This window comes from Sphingomonas sp. HT-1, from assembly GCF_048568905.1.
Classification (GTDB): domain Bacteria; phylum Pseudomonadota; class Alphaproteobacteria; order Sphingomonadales; family Sphingomonadaceae; genus Sphingomonas.
Genome location: NZ_CP183770.1, coordinates 1,515,273 through 1,531,882 on the forward strand (window position 1 = coordinate 1,515,273; position 16,610 = coordinate 1,531,882).

The window sequence follows — 16,610 nt, forward strand, 5'->3', positions numbered from 1 at the left end:
TCTTCACAAGGCACAGATCCAGCGCGGGCGATCAGGCGGCGACGGCGTCCGTACGCGCGCGTTGGAAGATGCTCTGTCGCGGAGCAGCCGTAGACGGCGGGCGGGAACCATCAGCCGCTCCGAACCGGGGGAGCGTGGCCGCCTGAGTGAGACGCATCGCGGCCACTGATCGCCTCAGGGGCAAGGGGCTATCAACCGGTTTTGCGCTGAGCCAGCGGTACGTTCTGCGAGAAGCTGCCGCCCGGCGCACGGCCGGCGAACCACTCGGTCTGGCCAAACCGGCCCTCCACGCCACCGCCACCCATGCAGCCCACGAAACCAACAAAAAAGCCGGGGCCTCGACCCCGGCTTTCTTGTTTTGCGCGCCTTTTGCGCCGTCGATCAAATTACCGTCGGCTCGCGATAGGCGCTGCGCTCCCGCTCGATGTCCTCGCGGGTATAGGCCGGCGCGTCGCTGTCGAAGCGGCTCCAGCCCGATTGGCGATAAGCCGCGCCGCGCGTTGCAGCGTCGACGCCGCGATTGCCGTCCAGGATCGCCTCGGCCTCGCCGACCATGTCGTCGGGCACGCGCGCGCTCACCAGCGTGCCGCCGCGGCGCACGCCTTCGGAATAGACGTTGGCCTCGTCCTCGCTATGCCCGGCATTCTTCAGCGCGCCGACAAGGCTGCCGGTGGCCGCGCCGCCGATGCCGCCGATCGCGGCGCCTGCCGCCGTCGATGCCAGCCAGCCGGCCGCCACGATCGGGCCTAGGCCCGGGATCGCCAGCAGGCCCAGCCCGGCCAGCAGGCCGCCAACGCCGCCCAGCGCCGCGCCGGTGGAGGCACCGCGGGTCACATCGCCATGCTCGTTCACGTCGGTCACGTCATGGTCGCCATGCTCGCCGTGCGCGTTGTTGGCGACGATGCTCAGGTCGTCGTGCGGCACGCCGCGCTGCTCCAGCGCGTTCACCGCCGTCTTGGCATCCGAATAGTCGTCGAAAAGTCGCGTGATGGTCCGGCTCATGCTCTTGCTCCTGCTACGGGGTTGGTCGAGGTGCTGGGCGATCAGCGCGCGGTGACGTTGCCTTTATAGTCCAGCGTCACGGTAACGCGCTTGCCGTTCTTCATCGCGGTGCCGCGCCACGCGCCCTGCTCGGTGCCGGTCAGGTCGCTGACATTGGTGTAGCCGGCCTTCATGATCCGGCCCTTGGCCTGATCTTGCGTGAACGAGCTGCGGCCCTCGGCCGGCGCCTTCACGGTTTGGACGCTGCTGTCCTTCACCGCCGGGTTGTGCGAACCGGCGTGATCCTGCGCGACGGCGGCGCCAGACATCGCGAACGCGGCGGCGGCCACCAGAAGGATGCGTTTCATGGGTGTTCCTCTCATGCTCTTGTGCACGCCTGCCCCAGCATGCTTGCTGGCCAGACGCAGATCTTCTAAACCGTTGAAAGACTTGTTAGTTCATATCGCAGGCGTTCGGATTTCCCCGATCGGCCCGATCGCTGGCGTCGTCGCCCATCCCCTTGCCTCCCGCCCCGCTTTCGGCTAAGGGCCGCCGCTTCCAACGCAACCGTGGTGGAACCATGCGGGAGGCGGCCGGTGGCCGTCGCTTGTACCGCTCGACTTGAAAGAGAGTGACATGGCAAAGAAGATTACCGGCTATATCAAGCTGCAGGTGCCCGCCGGCGCCGCAAATCCCTCGCCGCCGATCGGCCCTGCCCTGGGTCAGCGCGGCGTGAACATCATGGAATTCTGCAAGACCTTCAACGCGCAGACCGGCGACGTTGAAAAGGGCACCCCCCTGCCGACCGTCATCACCGTCTACGCCGATCGTTCGTTCTCGTTCGTCACGAAGACGCCGCCGGCGACCTATCTGCTGAAGAAGGCCGTCAACCTGAAGTCGGGTTCGAAGGAGCCGGGCAAGACGGTCGCAGGCAAGATCAAGCGCTCGCAGCTGGCCGAAATCGCCCAGGTGAAGATGAAGGATCTGAACGCCAACGACATCGAAGCGGCGACCAAGATCATCGAAGGTTCGGCCCGCGCGATGGGCCTCGAAGTGGTGGAGGGCTGATTCCATGGCAAAGCTGACCAAGAAGCAGAAGGCATGGACCGTTCCGGCCGAGAAGCTGCACGCCGTTGACGAGGCGATCGCCCTCGTGAAGCAGCATGCGACCGCCAAGTTCGACGAGACGATCGAAGTCGCGCTGAACCTCGGCGTCGATCCGCGCCACGCCGACCAGATGGTCCGCGGCGTCGTCACCCTGCCCGCCGGCACCGGCAAGACGGTGCGCGTGGGCGTGTTCGCCCGCGGCGCCAAGGCAGAGGAAGCCCTGGCCGCTGGCGCGGACGTCGTCGGCGCCGAAGACCTGATGGAAGCCATCCAGGGCGGCAAGATCGATTTCGATCGCTGCATCGCCACCCCGGACATGATGGGCCTGGTCGGCCGTCTCGGTAAGGTGCTGGGCCCCAAGGGCCTGATGCCGAACCCGAAGCTCGGCACCGTGACCATGAACGTCGGCGAGGCCGTGAAGGCCGCCAAGGGCGGTCAGGTGGAGTACCGCGTCGAAAAGGCCGGCATCATCCACTCGGGCATCGGCAAGGTGAGCTTCTCGAACGAAGACCTGCGCCGCAACTTCGATGCGCTGGTCGATGCCGTCGTCAAGGCGAAGCCGGCCGGTGCGAAGGGCAAGTACCTCCGCAAGGTCGCGCTGTCCTCGTCGATGGGCCCGGGCGTGAAGGTGGACGTGGCCGAAGTCGCCACCGTCTGATCCTTTCGGGACCACGAACACGAAAAGGGCCGGGGAGCGATCCCCGGCCCTTTTTGTTTACCCCCATGCTGCGGCTCGCAAGGCTGCGGCGGCGACGTGCCGCACGCAGCCTTGCGAGCCGGTCAGAATGTCGTCCACTCGTCGGCGTCGGCCATCTGCCTCACCGGCACCGCCGACACCTTCGCCCGTCGCTGGCCGGCGCCCATGCTGGCGATGGTGCTGGCGCGCGCGGCTGCGGCGGTCTTGCTCGAACCGATGCTGAAGCGCTGCGCCTGATCGGCCAGCGTCGTCACTTCCGAATTGAGCGTCCGCGCCGCGGCGGAGGTTTCCTCCACCATCGCCGCATTCTGCTGGGTGGCGGTGTCCATGGCGGAAATCGCCGCCGAGATCTGCGTCACCGCCGAGGCCTGGGCCTGGTTGTCGGTCGCGATGCTGCTCAGCAGCGAATGCACCTCACCCACATCGCCGCTGATATTGGCCAGGGCGCCATCGACCCGCTGCACCATGCTCACCGCTGCGCCGATATCGTTCTGCGTCGCGGTCAGCTGGTCGCGGGCGCGGCCGGCCTCTTCCTCGGCGCGCATCGCCAGCGCGGAGACCAGATCGGCGACCACCGCGAAGCCGCGGCCCGCCTCGCCCGCACGGCCCGCCTCGACGGCGGCGTTCATCGCAAGCACCCGCGTCTGGAAGGCGATCTTGTCCAGCCCCTCGATCACGCTGTCGATGCCCTTGGCGCTGTCTGCCACGCGGGTCATTGCCTGCACCGCCTCGTCGGCGATCGAGCGGCCGCCGGAGACGGTGGAGATGGCGCCGTCTGCACGATCCAGCGTGCTGGTGGCGGCCATCGCGGTCGCCTTCAACCGGTGGTCCATCTGGGCGATCGCGGCGGAGGTCTCCTCCAGGCTGGCGGCGTTGCCTTCGGTCCGCCGGGCCAAATCTTCGCTGGCCTGGGCGATCTCGCTCGATCCGGTGCGGATTGCGGCGGCGGATTCGATCACCGATCCGATCAGCTCGCGCAGATTGGCGATCGCCTCGTTGAAGTTCTGGCGCAGCGCCGCATAGGCCGGCGGAAACGCCTCGGTGATGCTCGCGGTCAGATCGCCATGCGAAACCTTGTCGAGGTTCTGCGAGATCGTCGCGGTGACGAAATTCTGCTCCTCCACCGCCTTGGCCGCTTCGGCATCGGCGATCTGCTTCTGGCGGGCGTTCTCGCGGAAGACGAGCACCGCCTTCGCCATCTCGCCCACTTCGTCGCCGCGGTCGGCGGCGGGCACGTCGACCTTGGTGTCGCCATCGGCCAGCCGCGTCATCGTCCGGGTCATGCCCGCCAGCGGCCGCACGATCGCGCCCGAGAGCAGCCATGCCATCATCCCCGCGATCAGCGTGGCGATCACGCCGCCCACCACCACGGCCAGCATCGCGCCGTTCTTTGCGGCCGCCATTTCGGCGCGCTGTTCGCTGATCTTCTGCTGCTGTGCCGCGGCGATCTCGGCGGTCAGCGCGCGCACCTTGGGCAGCTGCTTCATGCCCGAGATTTCCTGCGCCCGCCCCCGCGTGGCCGGGTTGCGCGCCAGCTTGATCAGCTCGGCAAAGCGGCGGTCGTTCAGGTCCGCCACTTCGGCGCGCAGCGCCCGCAGCCGTTCCAGCTGTTCGGGCAGCTTGGTCGCGCTTTCGAACGCGCTCGAAGCCTTTTCGAAAGCCTTCATATTCTCGGCATATTCGCCGAGCAGTTCCTCGCGCCCCAGCATGGCGAAGCCGCGCAGCGCGTTTTCCTGCTGGATGATCGCGGCCAGCATCGCCTCGCCCTGCTGAGCGACATGGATGCTGTTCACATTGGCGTCGGACACGGCGGCCAGCCGGCTCAGGCTCAGATAGGTGTAGCTGCCCGAGGCGATCACCACCAGGATCACCGCGGCAAAAGCGGCCATCAGTTTCCCAGACAATCGCAGATTACGTATCGCTGACATGCAAGGACCCTCTCGTCAGTCGGAGTTCAAAAAACGAATTGCGCGCGCAGCACCAACGTCGTGCCACGATCGGTGCGTGCGGCGGTGCCGCCCGGCAGGCTGGCGGGGTTCAGCCGCCAGGCAGAAGTATTGGCCATCACCCGCATCAGGCTGCTCAGATACCAGTTGACGCCGGCGGTCAGCGTGGAGCCGGTGCCCCGCGTGCCGGGCGTGCGGACGATGAGTTCCTGGTAGCGCGCGGTGAGTTCCACCGGACCGCGGCCTCCCTGGAACACCGATCGCTTCACCACCGGACGCCCGATGCCGCCGGTCGCGGCCGCATAGGGCAATCGCGCGCGCCGCGGGTGCGGGTGGTATCGACGATCATCTGCCCCAGCGGGCGAAAGCTGGTGCCGCCATCGGCAGAGACCAGCACCGGCGAGCCGTTGCGCCACTGGATCGGCGGTAAACGCTGCGCCTGCACGACCACGCCCCCCGGCGCACCCGACGCCTCGGCAGCCGCAGACGTCGGCGCGGGCGCAGACGCGGGGACGGACACGGACGCAGGCGCGACGGCCGGCAAGCCAGGCGCCGCGCCGCCCCCACCGGCGCTCGAGGAATCGGAGATGCTGGACACCGGCCCGCTGACAAGCAGCAGGCCGGCACACAATTGCGCAAGACCCATTTCTATATCGTTCCCGAACGCGGGCTGAGCCCCTTGCCCAGAGAACCGACACGCCTTGGACATATTCTAGAGGAGGATTGGTGCAAACGTTCGGTTTCGGCGGGGATATGTAATAGTACGGAACAATCGTAATGACTTAGTTCGCATTGTTCGATTCCGCCGCTGGCATGGCGCGCGGCACCTGTCTGTGTTCTTTCCCAGAGAGGGAGCAGGACCGCCGCCGCAGGCAGTGGAGGGGCAACCCCGCCGCGGGAACGGACAATCAGATCATGCGGACGGAGATCAGGCTGCCGTATCGCAAGGCTTGGTGATCTGGTGATGCCCGAGCCAAAGGTCGTGCCCGGCTATCCCAATCGCTTCCTGCCGCGCGACAAGGCGCCGGGGAAGTAGCTGAAAAAGCGCACGCTGACCAACCTCTACAACGCCTGCCCGCAACGGCTGGCAAATGCGTAGGCCGCGTTCGATGCAGCGGTCGCCTACGCCTATGCCGGGGGCGAGGACTGGCGCGCCGGGCGGCTGGACGGGGACGAAATCTTCGCTCGCCTGGTCGCACTCAACCAGGAACGGACGGCGCCGCAATCAGGTTGAACCGATTGCACGGTCGCCCTCTCGCAAAATAACCGGCAATGCCGCACCACTCGCAAGTGGGCCCCTGCGGCATTGCCGGAGCAGCGACGCGCCGCGTCCGGCGCGTCGCTGCTATCCCTCGTCCCGTCGCTTCCGCCGTTCCAGCTTGTCGAGTTCGCGCTCCAGCCGGGCGAGCGCCTGCCCGCGGTCGCAGCGGGGCAGTGGGTGGTGGGTGGGGCGCAGGCCGGCTTCGATGTGCGGGCGGCGGGATCGCAGCAGCAGCACCCCCTCCTGTGGAGTCATCCGTTCCAGCGGCTCGGGCATGTCGGCAATGTCCTGCCAGTCCTCCAGCGGCGCGCCGTCGGGCGCGAGCGAGTCGATCGCGTGGGCGAGCAGCGCCAGTTCCAGCCGGTCATAGCCTTCCTGCAGCGCCATGCGCATCGCGGCGGCGAAGGCGGGGGAGTTCTGGCGGCGGGTATAGATGGCGTTATAGCCGACGCCAGCCGCCTGAGCGGAGAGCCGCACATTGGCCGTGGCGGCGAGGTGCGCGAGGAAGCGGCGCTCGCCGTCCACGGTCAGCGCGCCCTTGGGGCTTCGCCGCACCTGGATTCGCCGCCCGCGCGATCCGCGCACGCTATATTCGCCGCCCCTGGTCACGGTGGGGTCGTCGCCCGCCGGTGCCCCTGCCCGCCCGGCGGCGAGCTGCGCCTGGCCATAGGCGAGGGCCGCATCCCATTCGGCGGCGAAATCTGGGTTGCGGGCGCGGCGCTTCTGGAAGGTCTTGCGCGTCAGCCCCACCGCCTCGGCAGCCAGCGTCACATTGGCGGTGCGGCGCAGCGCCTGCAGGAACCGCCGGTTCTCCCGCGCCCGATCGTTCGTCGTGCCCCGCATCGCGCTGCCCCCGCCTGCTGCCCATGTCGGCGCGAAGATGGCTGTTCCTTTTTTGTTCTTCAAGACCCTCAACCCTCCCGCAGGCCGAGAGACGTCGACCCCGCACCCTGTGGGCGAGGAAAGAGCCCCATTGCGCGAGCGATGGGAGGGTGAGGGTGAGCCCATCATTGCCCTGCCCCTCTCCCGCGCCCGCCCTCTCGACCATTGACTCCCCTGCCGAATCCGCTATGTGCGCGCTTCCTCTTTCGGGAGGAATCCGTCCGAGACAGCGAGCGACCGGAATCTGCCGGTCTTGATCTCTCGCCTAGACGGGGAACGATTTTTCCGATGCGGCCCGCCCTTGTGCGGGTGCTGCGTTCGGGTCACGCCCAGGGATTTCCCCGGCCGCTGACGATCCACCCCCTCGGACATTTGAGAGCCTGGCCCGCTTTGGCGGGTCGTAACCGGGGCTCCCTGTCGCAGGGGAGCCTCATGTATGAGGAAACCGGCATGGATCGTTCCCAGAAGGCCGACGCCGTTGCCGAGCTGAACCGCACTTTCAACGAGGTCGGCGTGGTGGTCATCACCCGCAACCTCGGGATGACCGTCAAGCAGTCGACGGACCTCCGCAACAAGATGCGCGAAGCCGGTGCGAGCTACAAGGTCTCGAAGAACAAGCTCGCCAAGATCGCTGCCCAGGGCACCGATTATGCGGTGCTCGCGGATCTGCTGACGGGTCCGACGGCGCTCGCCACTTCCGTGGATCCCGTGGCTGCGGCCAAGGTGGTCGCGGACTTCGCCAAGACGAACGACAAGATCGAGATCGTCGGCGGGGCCATGGGCGGGCTGCTGCTGGATGCCGCCGGCGTTCAGGCACTGGCCTCGCTGCCGTCGCTGGACGAGCTGCGCGGCAAGCTCGTGGGGCTCATCGTGGCGCCCGCGACCAAGCTCGCCACGATCGCCCAGGCGCCCGCGGCGCAGATCGCGCGCGTGCTTGCAGCGTACAGCGAGAAGGAAGCTGCCTGACACCTTGTCGGCAGTTGCGACTTTTATCCCGAACTTTTGATTTAACTGGAGTGTATCATGGCTGACCTTAACGCAATCGTCGAACAGCTTTCCGCGCTGACCGTTCTCGAAGCAGCCGAGCTGTCGAAGCTGCTCGAAGAGAAGTGGGGCGTCTCGGCCGCCGCTGCCGTCGCCGTTGCTGGCCCGGCCGCTGGTGGCGCCGCTGCCCCGGCCGCTGAAGAGAAGACCGAATTCGACGTGATCCTCACCGGCGACGGTGGCAAGAAGATCAACGTCATCAAGGAAGTCCGCGCCATCACCAACCTCGGCCTCACTGAAGCCAAGGCCCTGGTCGAAGGCGCTCCGAAGCCGGTCAAGGAAGGCGTGTCCAAGGACGAAGCCGAGAAGATCAAGAAGCAGCTTGAAGAAGCCGGCGCGACCGTCGAGGTCAAGTAAGGCTTCTGCGCCGGCCTTCAAGGCTTGCGAAACGGAAAGGCGGCTCGGGAACGAGCCGCCTTTTTGCGTGACCGGTGCCGACCTGTTGAAGCCGTTACTGTCGCTGGCGTACCCTTCGCTCCGCCTCCGCGCGGATGCGGGCATTTCTCGCACGCTCCAGACGCTCGCGGTCGACCGCTTCGCGCTCCTGGCGCTCCTGCTCGCTCTGTTCGCGATCCTCGCGCGCCATACGCTCAGCAATGCGCAGCCGGATCGCTTCCAATTCGGGTGACGCATCTTCCACCGCATTGTTCGTGCGAAGCAAGTCGTGCTTGTTCACCCGCTCCGTCGCGGCGATGCGATCGGACCAGTGCCGCGGGCGCTCGCGGGGCTTGCTGCGGGCAAGGTGTGCTCGCCGCAGCGCCGCACGATAGACATGAAACATCCGCGCCGAATGCACGCCCGTGAACAGCGCCGCGAGGACGCCCGCAGTGATGTAGACCGTGCTGCCGGGCTGCGGTGCTTCAAGGACGATCAGCACCATCAGGTAGCTGAGCAGCATCATCAGCGCGCAATACGCGCCGAATTCGACGGACAGCAGAAGATATCGACGAACGGATTCAGAGTTCATGGTACGCAAGCCCCCGCGACTGGCGCAAAAAGCCGCAGAGGCGCGCTGCTCGCCCATTTCGCACCTGCTTCATCAACGAAAATCGTTAGGAAATGCTTAGCGGCAACCCCGCCCCGCTACCGAAAAATGCGTCGAGATTCTTCTTCCTCGATAGCTTCCCGCGCCATCCGATCGGCGATGCGCAAGCGAATCGCCTCCAGCGACATGCTGGGATCGATCTCGAAATCCGGATCTTCGGAGTCGGGATCTTCACCGAGCGCAATCCGCTTCGCCCGATATTCCCTCTCGACCGCCTCAAGCTCTTCGAGCAGCTTCACCCGAGCCGGATCGCCGCCCTGCGCCTCCAGCCGCTCAGCCGCAATTCGTTCGGACCAGCGCAGCGTCCGCCGTTCCTCAGCCGACACCTCCGGAAGCGGCTCGGGTGCGGGCTCCAGCGACAGGCCTGCCGCGCTCAGCCGCTTCCGCCACCGCCGATAGCGGCTGTACATCCGCAGCGCATATACGCCCGTGAAGATCGCCATGGCAATGCAGGTATTAATGTACCACTTCGCATTTGCCTGCGGAGCATATTCGACCAGCGTGTACATCGCCGCACCAAGTACCGTCATGAAAACGAAATAGGTGAGGAATTCGATCGCTTCGTAGAAGTATCTTCGGATCGTAGCGATGTTCATGGCCCTGCTCCACGGCAAGCTGGCAGCTCCGCAAAACTGCCATCGAGCCCCAAACGACGCCGTCTCCGGCTTCGCTGCCACTCAACATCATCAGACTTAACGAATTATGCAGACACCAAGGTTATCGCTTCGGGAATTATACTGATCTCGTGCGCGATACACGCGATCGGCGTTTATTGAATGCGCCGAAAACATGTGAGGTGGGCGCCGAGCCGCTGCCCACCCCCGCACGTCGTTTCGGTTAGAACCTGCCGGTTAGCTGAACACCGTAAAAGCGCGGTTCGGCAGGAATATAGGTGGGGTTATTGAAGCCCCCGCCAGTGTTGCCGGCATCGAGCAGGTACCGCTCGTTAGTGGCATTGCGGACATAGCCCGCAACTTCATACCGTCCTTCGGCGAAGCTGAGCCCCGCCCGCACGTTCACCAGCGTTACCTTGTCCTGCGAGATCGCCTCCCGGTTAGGGATTTCGAAGAAGATTTTGCTGCGATAGGTAACGCTCGGCGTTGCGAACAGGCGCACCCCGTTGGCCACCGGCGCATCGACGGTGAAGCCCGCCGCCCATTGCAGCCGCGGCTGCAGGCGGAAGCGGTTGCCCGCATAGATGCCGTTCGACCGGTCCTTGTCGACGCCGCCATCGATGAAGCCGGCATTGCCGAACAGCGTCAGCCAATTAGTCGGGCGTAGTTGGCCCTCGGCCTCGAAACCCAAGTTGCTGGCGGTGCCGGCGCTTTCGGTAACGGTGGAACCTACCGGACGGCCAGAGGGATCGTTGGCTTCGGTAACGGTACGGTTGATCTGGAAGTTCTTGTACTTCTGATAATAGACGCCGAGCGAGCCGGTAAACATGCTGCGGGCCAGCTTCACACCGCCTTCATAGTTCCACACCGTCTCTTCCGGGATCACCGACAGCGAGGTCGCGCCCTGGTTCACCGTGGGAGACCGCCGCCCCTTGGATACGGTGGCGTACAGATTCACCGCGTCGGTCAAGCGATACAGGACGTTGAAGCGCGGCAGAAAGGCCTGGAAGCTGTCCTGCGCCCAGAGCGTGCCGTTGGTAGTCGCCTGCCCGGGGATGAGCGCCGCCCCACTCAGCAGCGATCGCGGCGCTATCGAAACGAAGCCCGACTTGCGCTGTTCGATTAGCGCTCGAATGCCCGCCGTCAGTTCAAGGCGCTGGGTCGGCATCCAGGTTGCTTCGCCGAACATCGAATATTGATCATTGATGCCCTTGTTGGTGAAGATGGAGCGGTAGGGGATTTGCGTCAATGCGCCGCGCGTGAGCAGCGGGGTGGCTTGTGCGGCGGTAACCACGCCAGTGGAAGAGACGCAGCCCAGCGCGGGGATCACGTTCGACGCGCACTGGATGTAGATGCCCTCCTCGGTCGAGAACGGCACTTCCTGACGGCTGTTCTCGTGAAACACGTTCCAGCCGAAGCTGGTGCGGACATGATCGTCGGAATAGGCGAAGCGGCCTTCGTGGCTGATCTGCGAGCCATAGGCGCCCTCGGCGAATTCGAGCCACCAGGCAGCCGATCCGTCCGCGTCGAAAATCTCGAGCGAGTTGAACGCTCGATACCCGTTGACGGTCGTGAAACTCCAGCCCTCGCCAAAGTCATAGCTGGCGGTCAGATTGACGTCGTACACGTCGCGCGTCAGCCCGAGCTTGTCGGCGCCCAGCGCCGTTGCCGAGAAAGGCGAGCCGGAAAGATTGGCCGCCCCGAACGGATCGGCCGGCCCGGCAGACGTGGCGAAGCGCCGCGAGATGAACGGCGTGCCGCTATTGCGCTGCCGGTCATAGGTGCCGATCAGGTCGATGGCCAGCGCATCGTCCGGCGTGTAGCGCAGCGACGCGCGCAGGCCGAGCTGGTTCTGCGCGTACAGATCGTCCTGCGTCGGGGACAGGTTCTCCACATAACCATCGCGCTTCTTCCACTCGCCGGCGACGCGCGCAGCGATCACGTCATTGCCGATGTTGAGGTGGCCGCTCACTAGATAGGCGTTGTAGTTGCCATAGCCGGCAGTCAGCTGGCCGGACACGCCGGCCTTCGGCCGCGCGGAGAGGATGCTGACGGCGCCGATCGTCGATGCGGTGCCGAACAGCGTCGCCTGTGGCCCCTTCACCACTTCGATCCGGTCGACGTCATAGATCGCCTGATATGCGCCACGCGAGCGCGAGATATCGATGCCGTTATAGTAGAGCGTAACGCGCGCCGCCTGCTGCGCCGATCCGCTGTCCGATGTGATGCCGCGGATCACGATGCCGGGATTGTTGGCGCTCTGCTCCTGGATGTTAAGGCCGGGCACATAGTTCGAAAGCTCATCAAGATCGCTGACGCCGATCCGGCGCATTTGCTCCTGCGTCACGGCGGTGATCGTGATCGGCACCTCGCTGAGCTTCTGCTCGACCTTCTGCGCCGTAACGATGATGTCCCCACCCGGCCCCTCGCCCTGCGCCGCGTCCTGCGCCTGTACCGCCGTGGCCGAGACGGTCGCGAGCAACGCGGCAAGCAGACCCGATTTCTTGTAGTTCATAATGCCTCCCTTGTTCGGAAGGCCGGTTGGCGGGAGATTGTTAAGGCTTCACTGCACCCCGACGACAGAATTGTTTCCACCCAGTAATCGCTTGGCCACTACCCCCGCTTCCTGACGCCACGCCCTTTGACATCCCCTTCCCCGGCGCCTATATCCCCGCCCTGGCCCTTCGATCGGGAAATGGTACGCCGTCGCGCAGCGCACCGAACGTATGGATCGGAATGGCCATTAGACGCCATGAAGCTGCCGAATCCCGAAGATCGGGGGTCGCGCAGCCTTTTGGCGTCGCTTTGCACGTCCTGGCTCCCGGACAGGGGCAGCGAGTTTACGGCTGACGAGGCAACACACACCTATGGCTACCAAGGCAATCGAGGGCGGCACGCTGAAGCGCCGCATCCGCAAGGTGTTCGGCGACATCCACGAAGTGGTGCAGATGCCGAACCTGATCGAGGTTCAGCGCGAATCCTACGAACAGTTCCTGCGGTCGGACCCCTCGATCGGCTATGTCTCCGGCCTCGAGAAGACGCTCCGCAGCGTGTTCCCGATCCGCGACTTCGCCGGCACCGCCGAACTCGACTTCGTGACCTACGAGCTCGAGGATCCGAAGTTCGACGTGGACGAGTGCCGCCAGCGCGGCATCACCTATGCGGCGCCGATGCGCGTTACCCTACGCCTCATCGTGTTCGAGGTCGATCCCGATACGGAAGCCCGGTCGGTGCTCGATATCAAGGAGCAGGACGTGTACATGGGCGACATGCCGCTCATGACTGAGAACGGCACGTTTTTCATCAACGGCACCGAGCGCGTCATCGTCAGCCAGATGCACCGTTCGCCGGGCGTGCTGTTCGACCATGACCGCGGCAAGACCCATGCTTCGGGCAAGTATCTGTTCGCCGCGCGCGTGATCCCGTATCGCGGTTCGTGGCTGGACTTCGAGTTCGACGCCAAGGACATTGTCAACGTCCGCATCGACCGCAAGCGCAAGCTGCCGGTCACCAGCCTGCTATACGCGCTCGGCCTGAACAGCGAAGACATCCTCAACCAGTTCTACAACCGCGTGACCTATGTCCGCGGCCCGAACGGCTGGCAGATCCCCTTCCAGGCCGAGAACTGGCGCGGCCAGAAGCCGATGTTCGACATCGTCGATGCCGCATCGGGCGAAGTCGTGTTCCCCGCCGGGCAGAAGATCAGCCCGCGCGCGGCGAACAAGGCGGCGAAGGACGGCCTCGCCACGCTGCTGATCCCGACCGAGGAAGTCTTCGGCCGCTACAGCGCCTATGACCTGATCAACGAGCAGACCGGCGAGATCTACATCGAAGCCGGCGACGAAGTGTCGGCCGAGAATCTCGAGAAGCTCGACAAGGCCGGCATCGATCGGCTCGAACTGCTCGACATCGATCACATCACCACCGGTCCGTGGATCCGCAACACGCTAAAGGTGGACAAGGCCGAGGAGCGCGAGCAGGCGCTGGCCGACATCTACCGCGTGATGCGTCCTGGCGAACCGCCGACGCTAGAGACCGCGGAATCGCTGTTTGCCGGCCTGTTCTTCGATCCGGAGCGCTATGATCTCTCGGCCGTGGGCCGCGTTAAGCTCAACATGCGCCTGGGCCTCGACACGCCGGACACCGTGACCACGCTGCGCACCGAGGACATTCTCGAAGTCGTCAAGACGCTCGTGAACCTTAAGGACGGCAAGGGCGAAGTCGACGACATCGACAATCTCGGCAACCGTCGCGTTCGTTCGGTGGGCGAGTTGCTCGAGAACCAGTACCGCGTCGGCCTGCTCCGCATGGAGCGCGCCGTGAAGGAGCGCATGTCGTCGGTCGACGTGTCGACGGTGATGCCGAACGACCTGATCAACGCCAAGCCCGCCGTCGCCGCGGTGCGCGAATTCTTCGGTTCGTCGCAGCTGTCGCAGTTCATGGATCAGACCAACCCGCTTTCCGAAGTGACACACAAGCGCCGCGTTTCGGCGCTCGGGCCGGGTGGTCTGACGCGTGAGCGCGCAGGCTTCGAAGTCCGCGACGTTCACCCGACCCATTATGGCCGTATCTGCCCGATCGAAACGCCGGAAGGCCCGAACATCGGTCTGATCAACAGCCTCGCGACCTTCAGCCGCGTCAACAAGTACGGCTTCATCGAAACGCCGTACCGCAAGATCATCGACGGCAAGGTGACGAACGACGTCGTCTATCTGTCGGCGATGGAAGAGCAGAAGCACACGATCGCACAGGCATCGGCCGAGCTCGATGAAACCGGTGCGTTCGTCGACGATCTCGTCTCGGCCCGCCAGGGCGGCGAATTCCTGATGGCGCTGCGCGATCAGGTGACGCTGATGGACGTATCGCCAAAGCAGCTCGTTTCGGTCGCCGCGTCGCTGATCCCCTTCCTCGAGAAGGACGACGCAAACCGCGCGCTGATGGGCTCGAACATGCAGCGTCAGGCCGTGCCGCTGGTGAAGGCGGAAGCGCCGTTCGTCGGCACCGGCATGGAAGCGACCGTGGCCCGCGATTCCGGGGCCGCGATCGCCGCCAAGCGTTCGGGCGTGGTAGACCAGGTCGACGCGACCCGTATCGTCGTCCGCGCGACGGGTGACGTGGACGCCAGCGAGAGCGGCGTCGACATCTACACGCTGATGAAGTTCCAGCGCTCGAACCAGTCGACCTGCATCAACCAGCGTCCGCTGGTGAAGGTTGGCGACATCGTGCAGGCCGGCGACGTGATCGCCGACGGCCCCTCGACCGAGTTCGGCGAGCTGGCGCTGGGCCGCAACGTGCTCGTCGCGTTCATGCCGTGGAACGGTTACAACTACGAGGACTCGATCCTGATCAACGAGCGCATCGTGAAGGACGACGTGTTCACGTCGATCCACATCGATGAGTTCGAGGTGATGGCGCGCGACACGAAGCTCGGGCCGGAAGACATCACCCGCGACATCCCGAACGTCGGCGAGGAAGCGCTGCGCAACCTCGACGAAGCAGGCATCGTCTATGTCGGCGCCGAAGTGGAGCCGGGCGACATCCTGGTCGGCAAGATCACCCCGAAGGGCGAAAGCCCGATGACGCCGGAAGAAAAGCTCCTCCGCGCCATCTTCGGCGAAAAGGCCAGCGACGTGCGCGACACGTCGCTGCGTCTGCCGCCGGGTGTTTCGGGCACGATCGTCGACGTCCGCGTGTTCAACCGTCATGGCATCGACAAGGACGAGCGCGCCCTGGCGATCGAACGCGAGGAAATCGAGCGCCTGCGCAAGGATGCCGACGACGAACGCAACATTCTCAACCGCGCGACCTGGTCGCGCCTACGCGAGATGCTGCTGGGTCAGGTCGCCACCGGCGCGCCGAAGGGCCTGAAGAAGGGCGTCACGATCGACGAGGAGTTGCTGGACAGCGTCGACCGCCACGAGTGGTGGAAGTTCGCCGTTCAGGACGACGCGATGCAGGGCAACCTGGAAGCGGTGAAGGGCCAGTATGACGAGGCCGTGAAGCGCATCAAGGACAAGTTCGAAGACCGCCGCGAGAAGCTGGAGCGGGGCGACGAGCTGCCGCCGGGCGTGCTGAAGATGGTCAAGGTGTTCGTCGCAGTGAAGCGCAAGCTGCAGCCGGGCGACAAGATGGCCGGCCGCCACGGCAACAAGGGCATCATCAGCCGCATCCTGCCGCAGGAAGACATGCCGTTCCTGGAGGACGGTACGCCGGTCGACTTCGTGCTCAACCCGCTGGGCGTGCCGAGCCGCATGAACGTCGGGCAGATCTTCGAGACCCATCTAGGCTGGGCCGCGCGCGGTCTGGGCCGGAAGATCGGCGATGCGCTCGATGCATGGCGTGCAGCCAACCCCAACCCGCAGGCCGGCGAAGCGCCGGAAGCGGTCAAGGAGCTGCTCGGCACGGTCTATGGCGACAACTACAAGGACGAGTTGAACCGCCGCTCGACCGAGCAGCTGGTCGACCTGGCGCAGAACGTCCGCTCGGGCGTGCCGATGGCCACCCCGGTGTTCGACGGCGCCGTGGAAGCCGACGTTTCGGCGATGCTGCGGATGGCGGGCCTGGACGAATCCGGCCAGGTGACGCTGTTCGACGGCCGTACGGGCGAGGCGTTCGATCGCAAGGTGACGGTGGGGTACAAGTACGTGCTCAAGCTGCACCACTTGGTCGACGACAAGATCCACGCGCGTTCGATCGGGCCGTACAGCCTCGTCACCCAGCAGCCGCTGGGCGGTAAGGCGCAGTTCGGCGGCCAGCGCTTCGGTGAAATGGAAGTGTGGGCGCTCCAGGCCTATGGCGCGGCGTATACGCTCCAGGAAATGCTGACGGTGAAGTCGGACGACGTGGTCGGCCGCACCAAGGTCTACGAAGCGATCGTCAAGGGCGACGACACCTTCGAGGCCGGCATTCCGGAGAGCTTCAACGTGCTCGTCAAGGAAATGCGCTCGCTGGGCCTGAACGTCGAGTTGAAGACGGCCGAACTCGGCTTCGACGACGACGGCGTGCAGATCGCAGCGGAGTAAGGAACCGGCGC

Annotated in this window: 14 protein-coding genes; 5 read left to right on the forward strand and 9 right to left on the reverse strand. The window is 65.2% G+C overall.

Annotated elements, in window-relative coordinates:
• Positions 1 to 381 precede the first annotated feature (381 nt).
• Together ACNFJ7_RS07000 and ACNFJ7_RS07005 are read right to left on the reverse strand one after the other, a co-directional pair.
• Complete coding sequence (locus ACNFJ7_RS07000) at positions 382 to 1,002, reverse strand: general stress protein (protein ID WP_019368011.1); 621 nt, start codon at positions 1,000 to 1,002, stop codon at positions 382 to 384.
• 41 nt (positions 1,003 to 1,043) lie between these two features.
• Positions 1,044 to 1,349 (reverse strand): hypothetical protein, encoded by a 306-nt coding sequence (locus ACNFJ7_RS07005; RefSeq protein ID WP_019368010.1) that lies wholly within the window; start codon positions 1,347 to 1,349, stop codon positions 1,044 to 1,046.
• A 268-nt stretch (positions 1,350 to 1,617) separates the two neighbouring features.
• Here ACNFJ7_RS07005 and rplK point away from each other — a divergent pair, with 268 nt between their 5' ends.
• Positions 1,618 to 2,049: a 50S ribosomal protein L11 gene (rplK, locus tag ACNFJ7_RS07010; RefSeq protein ID WP_019368009.1), complete on the forward strand. Its 432-nt coding sequence runs from the start codon at positions 1,618 to 1,620 to the stop codon at positions 2,047 to 2,049.
• Positions 2,050 to 2,053: 4 nt separating this feature from the next.
• Positions 2,054 to 2,746, forward strand: a complete 693-nt coding sequence (gene rplA / locus ACNFJ7_RS07015) for a 50S ribosomal protein L1 (RefSeq protein WP_019368008.1) — start codon at positions 2,054 to 2,056, stop codon at positions 2,744 to 2,746.
• 122 nt (positions 2,747 to 2,868) lie between these two features.
• Here rplA and ACNFJ7_RS07020 read toward each other — a convergent pair whose 3' ends face one another.
• From ACNFJ7_RS07020 to ACNFJ7_RS07035, 4 genes are all read right to left on the reverse strand, one after another.
• Positions 2,869 to 4,674 carry a methyl-accepting chemotaxis protein gene (locus tag ACNFJ7_RS07020; RefSeq protein WP_019370300.1) on the reverse strand — a complete coding sequence of 602 codons (1,806 nt, stop codon included), beginning with the start codon at positions 4,672 to 4,674 and terminating at the stop codon, positions 2,869 to 2,871.
• A 65-nt stretch (positions 4,675 to 4,739) separates the two neighbouring features.
• Entirely contained in the window at positions 4,740 to 5,000 is a 261-nt protein-coding gene (locus ACNFJ7_RS07025) for a porin (protein WP_160327956.1), read from the reverse strand.
• Positions 4,997 to 5,251: a hypothetical protein gene (locus ACNFJ7_RS07030; protein ID WP_201785392.1), complete on the reverse strand. Its 255-nt coding sequence runs from the start codon at positions 5,249 to 5,251 to the stop codon at positions 4,997 to 4,999. The genes ACNFJ7_RS07025 and ACNFJ7_RS07030 overlap by 4 nt, the downstream gene beginning before the upstream one ends.
• A gap of 825 nt (positions 5,252 to 6,076) precedes the next feature.
• Positions 6,077 to 6,835 (reverse strand): hypothetical protein, encoded by a 759-nt coding sequence (locus ACNFJ7_RS07035; protein ID WP_019370304.1) that lies wholly within the window; start codon positions 6,833 to 6,835, stop codon positions 6,077 to 6,079.
• Between the two features lie 489 nt (positions 6,836 to 7,324).
• Here ACNFJ7_RS07035 and rplJ point away from each other — a divergent pair, with 489 nt between their 5' ends.
• Both rplJ and rplL read left to right on the forward strand, forming a co-directional pair.
• Positions 7,325 to 7,840 carry a 50S ribosomal protein L10 gene (gene rplJ / locus ACNFJ7_RS07040; RefSeq protein WP_026009268.1) on the forward strand — a complete coding sequence of 172 codons (516 nt, stop codon included), beginning with the start codon at positions 7,325 to 7,327 and terminating at the stop codon, positions 7,838 to 7,840.
• A 57-nt stretch (positions 7,841 to 7,897) separates the two neighbouring features.
• Positions 7,898 to 8,275 carry a 50S ribosomal protein L7/L12 gene (gene rplL, locus ACNFJ7_RS07045; RefSeq protein WP_019370306.1) on the forward strand — a complete coding sequence of 126 codons (378 nt, stop codon included), beginning with the start codon at positions 7,898 to 7,900 and terminating at the stop codon, positions 8,273 to 8,275.
• Between the two features lie 94 nt (positions 8,276 to 8,369).
• Here the strand turns inward: rplL and ACNFJ7_RS07050 are convergent, their stop codons facing one another.
• From ACNFJ7_RS07050 to ACNFJ7_RS07060, 3 genes are all read right to left on the reverse strand, one after another.
• Positions 8,370 to 8,942: a hypothetical protein gene (locus ACNFJ7_RS07050; protein ID WP_236704474.1), complete on the reverse strand. Its 573-nt coding sequence runs from the start codon at positions 8,940 to 8,942 to the stop codon at positions 8,370 to 8,372.
• Between the two features lie 59 nt (positions 8,943 to 9,001).
• Positions 9,002 to 9,559, reverse strand: a complete 558-nt coding sequence (locus ACNFJ7_RS07055; protein WP_019370308.1) for a hypothetical protein — start codon at positions 9,557 to 9,559, stop codon at positions 9,002 to 9,004.
• 241 nt (positions 9,560 to 9,800) lie between these two features.
• Positions 9,801 to 12,092, reverse strand: coding sequence for a TonB-dependent receptor (locus tag ACNFJ7_RS07060; protein WP_019370309.1), 2,292 nt, complete (start codon positions 12,090 to 12,092; stop codon positions 9,801 to 9,803).
• A 352-nt stretch (positions 12,093 to 12,444) separates the two neighbouring features.
• On the opposite strand from ACNFJ7_RS07060, the gene rpoB reads away from it, so the two are divergent.
• Positions 12,445 to 16,599 (forward strand): DNA-directed RNA polymerase subunit beta, encoded by a 4,155-nt coding sequence (gene rpoB / locus ACNFJ7_RS07065; RefSeq protein ID WP_019370310.1) that lies wholly within the window; start codon positions 12,445 to 12,447, stop codon positions 16,597 to 16,599.
• Positions 16,600 to 16,610: the final 11 nt, after the last annotated feature.

What these genes read in the sequence shown, in the direction of transcription:
- ACNFJ7_RS07005 (WP_019368010.1), bottom strand. Translation starts at nt 1,349, where the DNA reads ATGAAACGCATCCTTCTGGTGGCCGCCGCCGCGTTCGCGATGTCTGGC.
- ACNFJ7_RS07055 (WP_019370308.1), bottom strand. Translation starts at nt 9,559, where the DNA reads ATGAACATCGCTACGATCCGAAGATACTTCTACGAAGCGATCGAATTC.
- ACNFJ7_RS07050 (WP_236704474.1), bottom strand. Translation starts at nt 8,942, where the DNA reads ATGGGCGAGCAGCGCGCCTCTGCGGCTTTTTGCGCCAGTCGCGGGGGC.
- rplK (WP_019368009.1), top strand. Translation starts at nt 1,618, where the DNA reads ATGGCAAAGAAGATTACCGGCTATATCAAGCTGCAGGTGCCCGCCGGC.
- rplA (WP_019368008.1), top strand. Translation starts at nt 2,054, where the DNA reads ATGGCAAAGCTGACCAAGAAGCAGAAGGCATGGACCGTTCCGGCCGAG.
- rplL (WP_019370306.1), top strand. Translation starts at nt 7,898, where the DNA reads ATGGCTGACCTTAACGCAATCGTCGAACAGCTTTCCGCGCTGACCGTT.
- ACNFJ7_RS07060 (WP_019370309.1), bottom strand. Translation starts at nt 12,092, where the DNA reads ATGAACTACAAGAAATCGGGTCTGCTTGCCGCGTTGCTCGCGACCGTC.
- rplJ (WP_026009268.1), top strand. Translation starts at nt 7,325, where the DNA reads ATGGATCGTTCCCAGAAGGCCGACGCCGTTGCCGAGCTGAACCGCACT.
- ACNFJ7_RS07000 (WP_019368011.1), bottom strand. Translation starts at nt 1,002, where the DNA reads ATGAGCCGGACCATCACGCGACTTTTCGACGACTATTCGGATGCCAAG.
- ACNFJ7_RS07035 (WP_019370304.1), bottom strand. Translation starts at nt 6,835, where the DNA reads ATGCGGGGCACGACGAACGATCGGGCGCGGGAGAACCGGCGGTTCCTG.
- ACNFJ7_RS07020 (WP_019370300.1), bottom strand. Translation starts at nt 4,674, where the DNA reads ATGGCCGCTTTTGCCGCGGTGATCCTGGTGGTGATCGCCTCGGGCAGC.
- rpoB (WP_019370310.1), top strand. Translation starts at nt 12,445, where the DNA reads ATGGCTACCAAGGCAATCGAGGGCGGCACGCTGAAGCGCCGCATCCGC.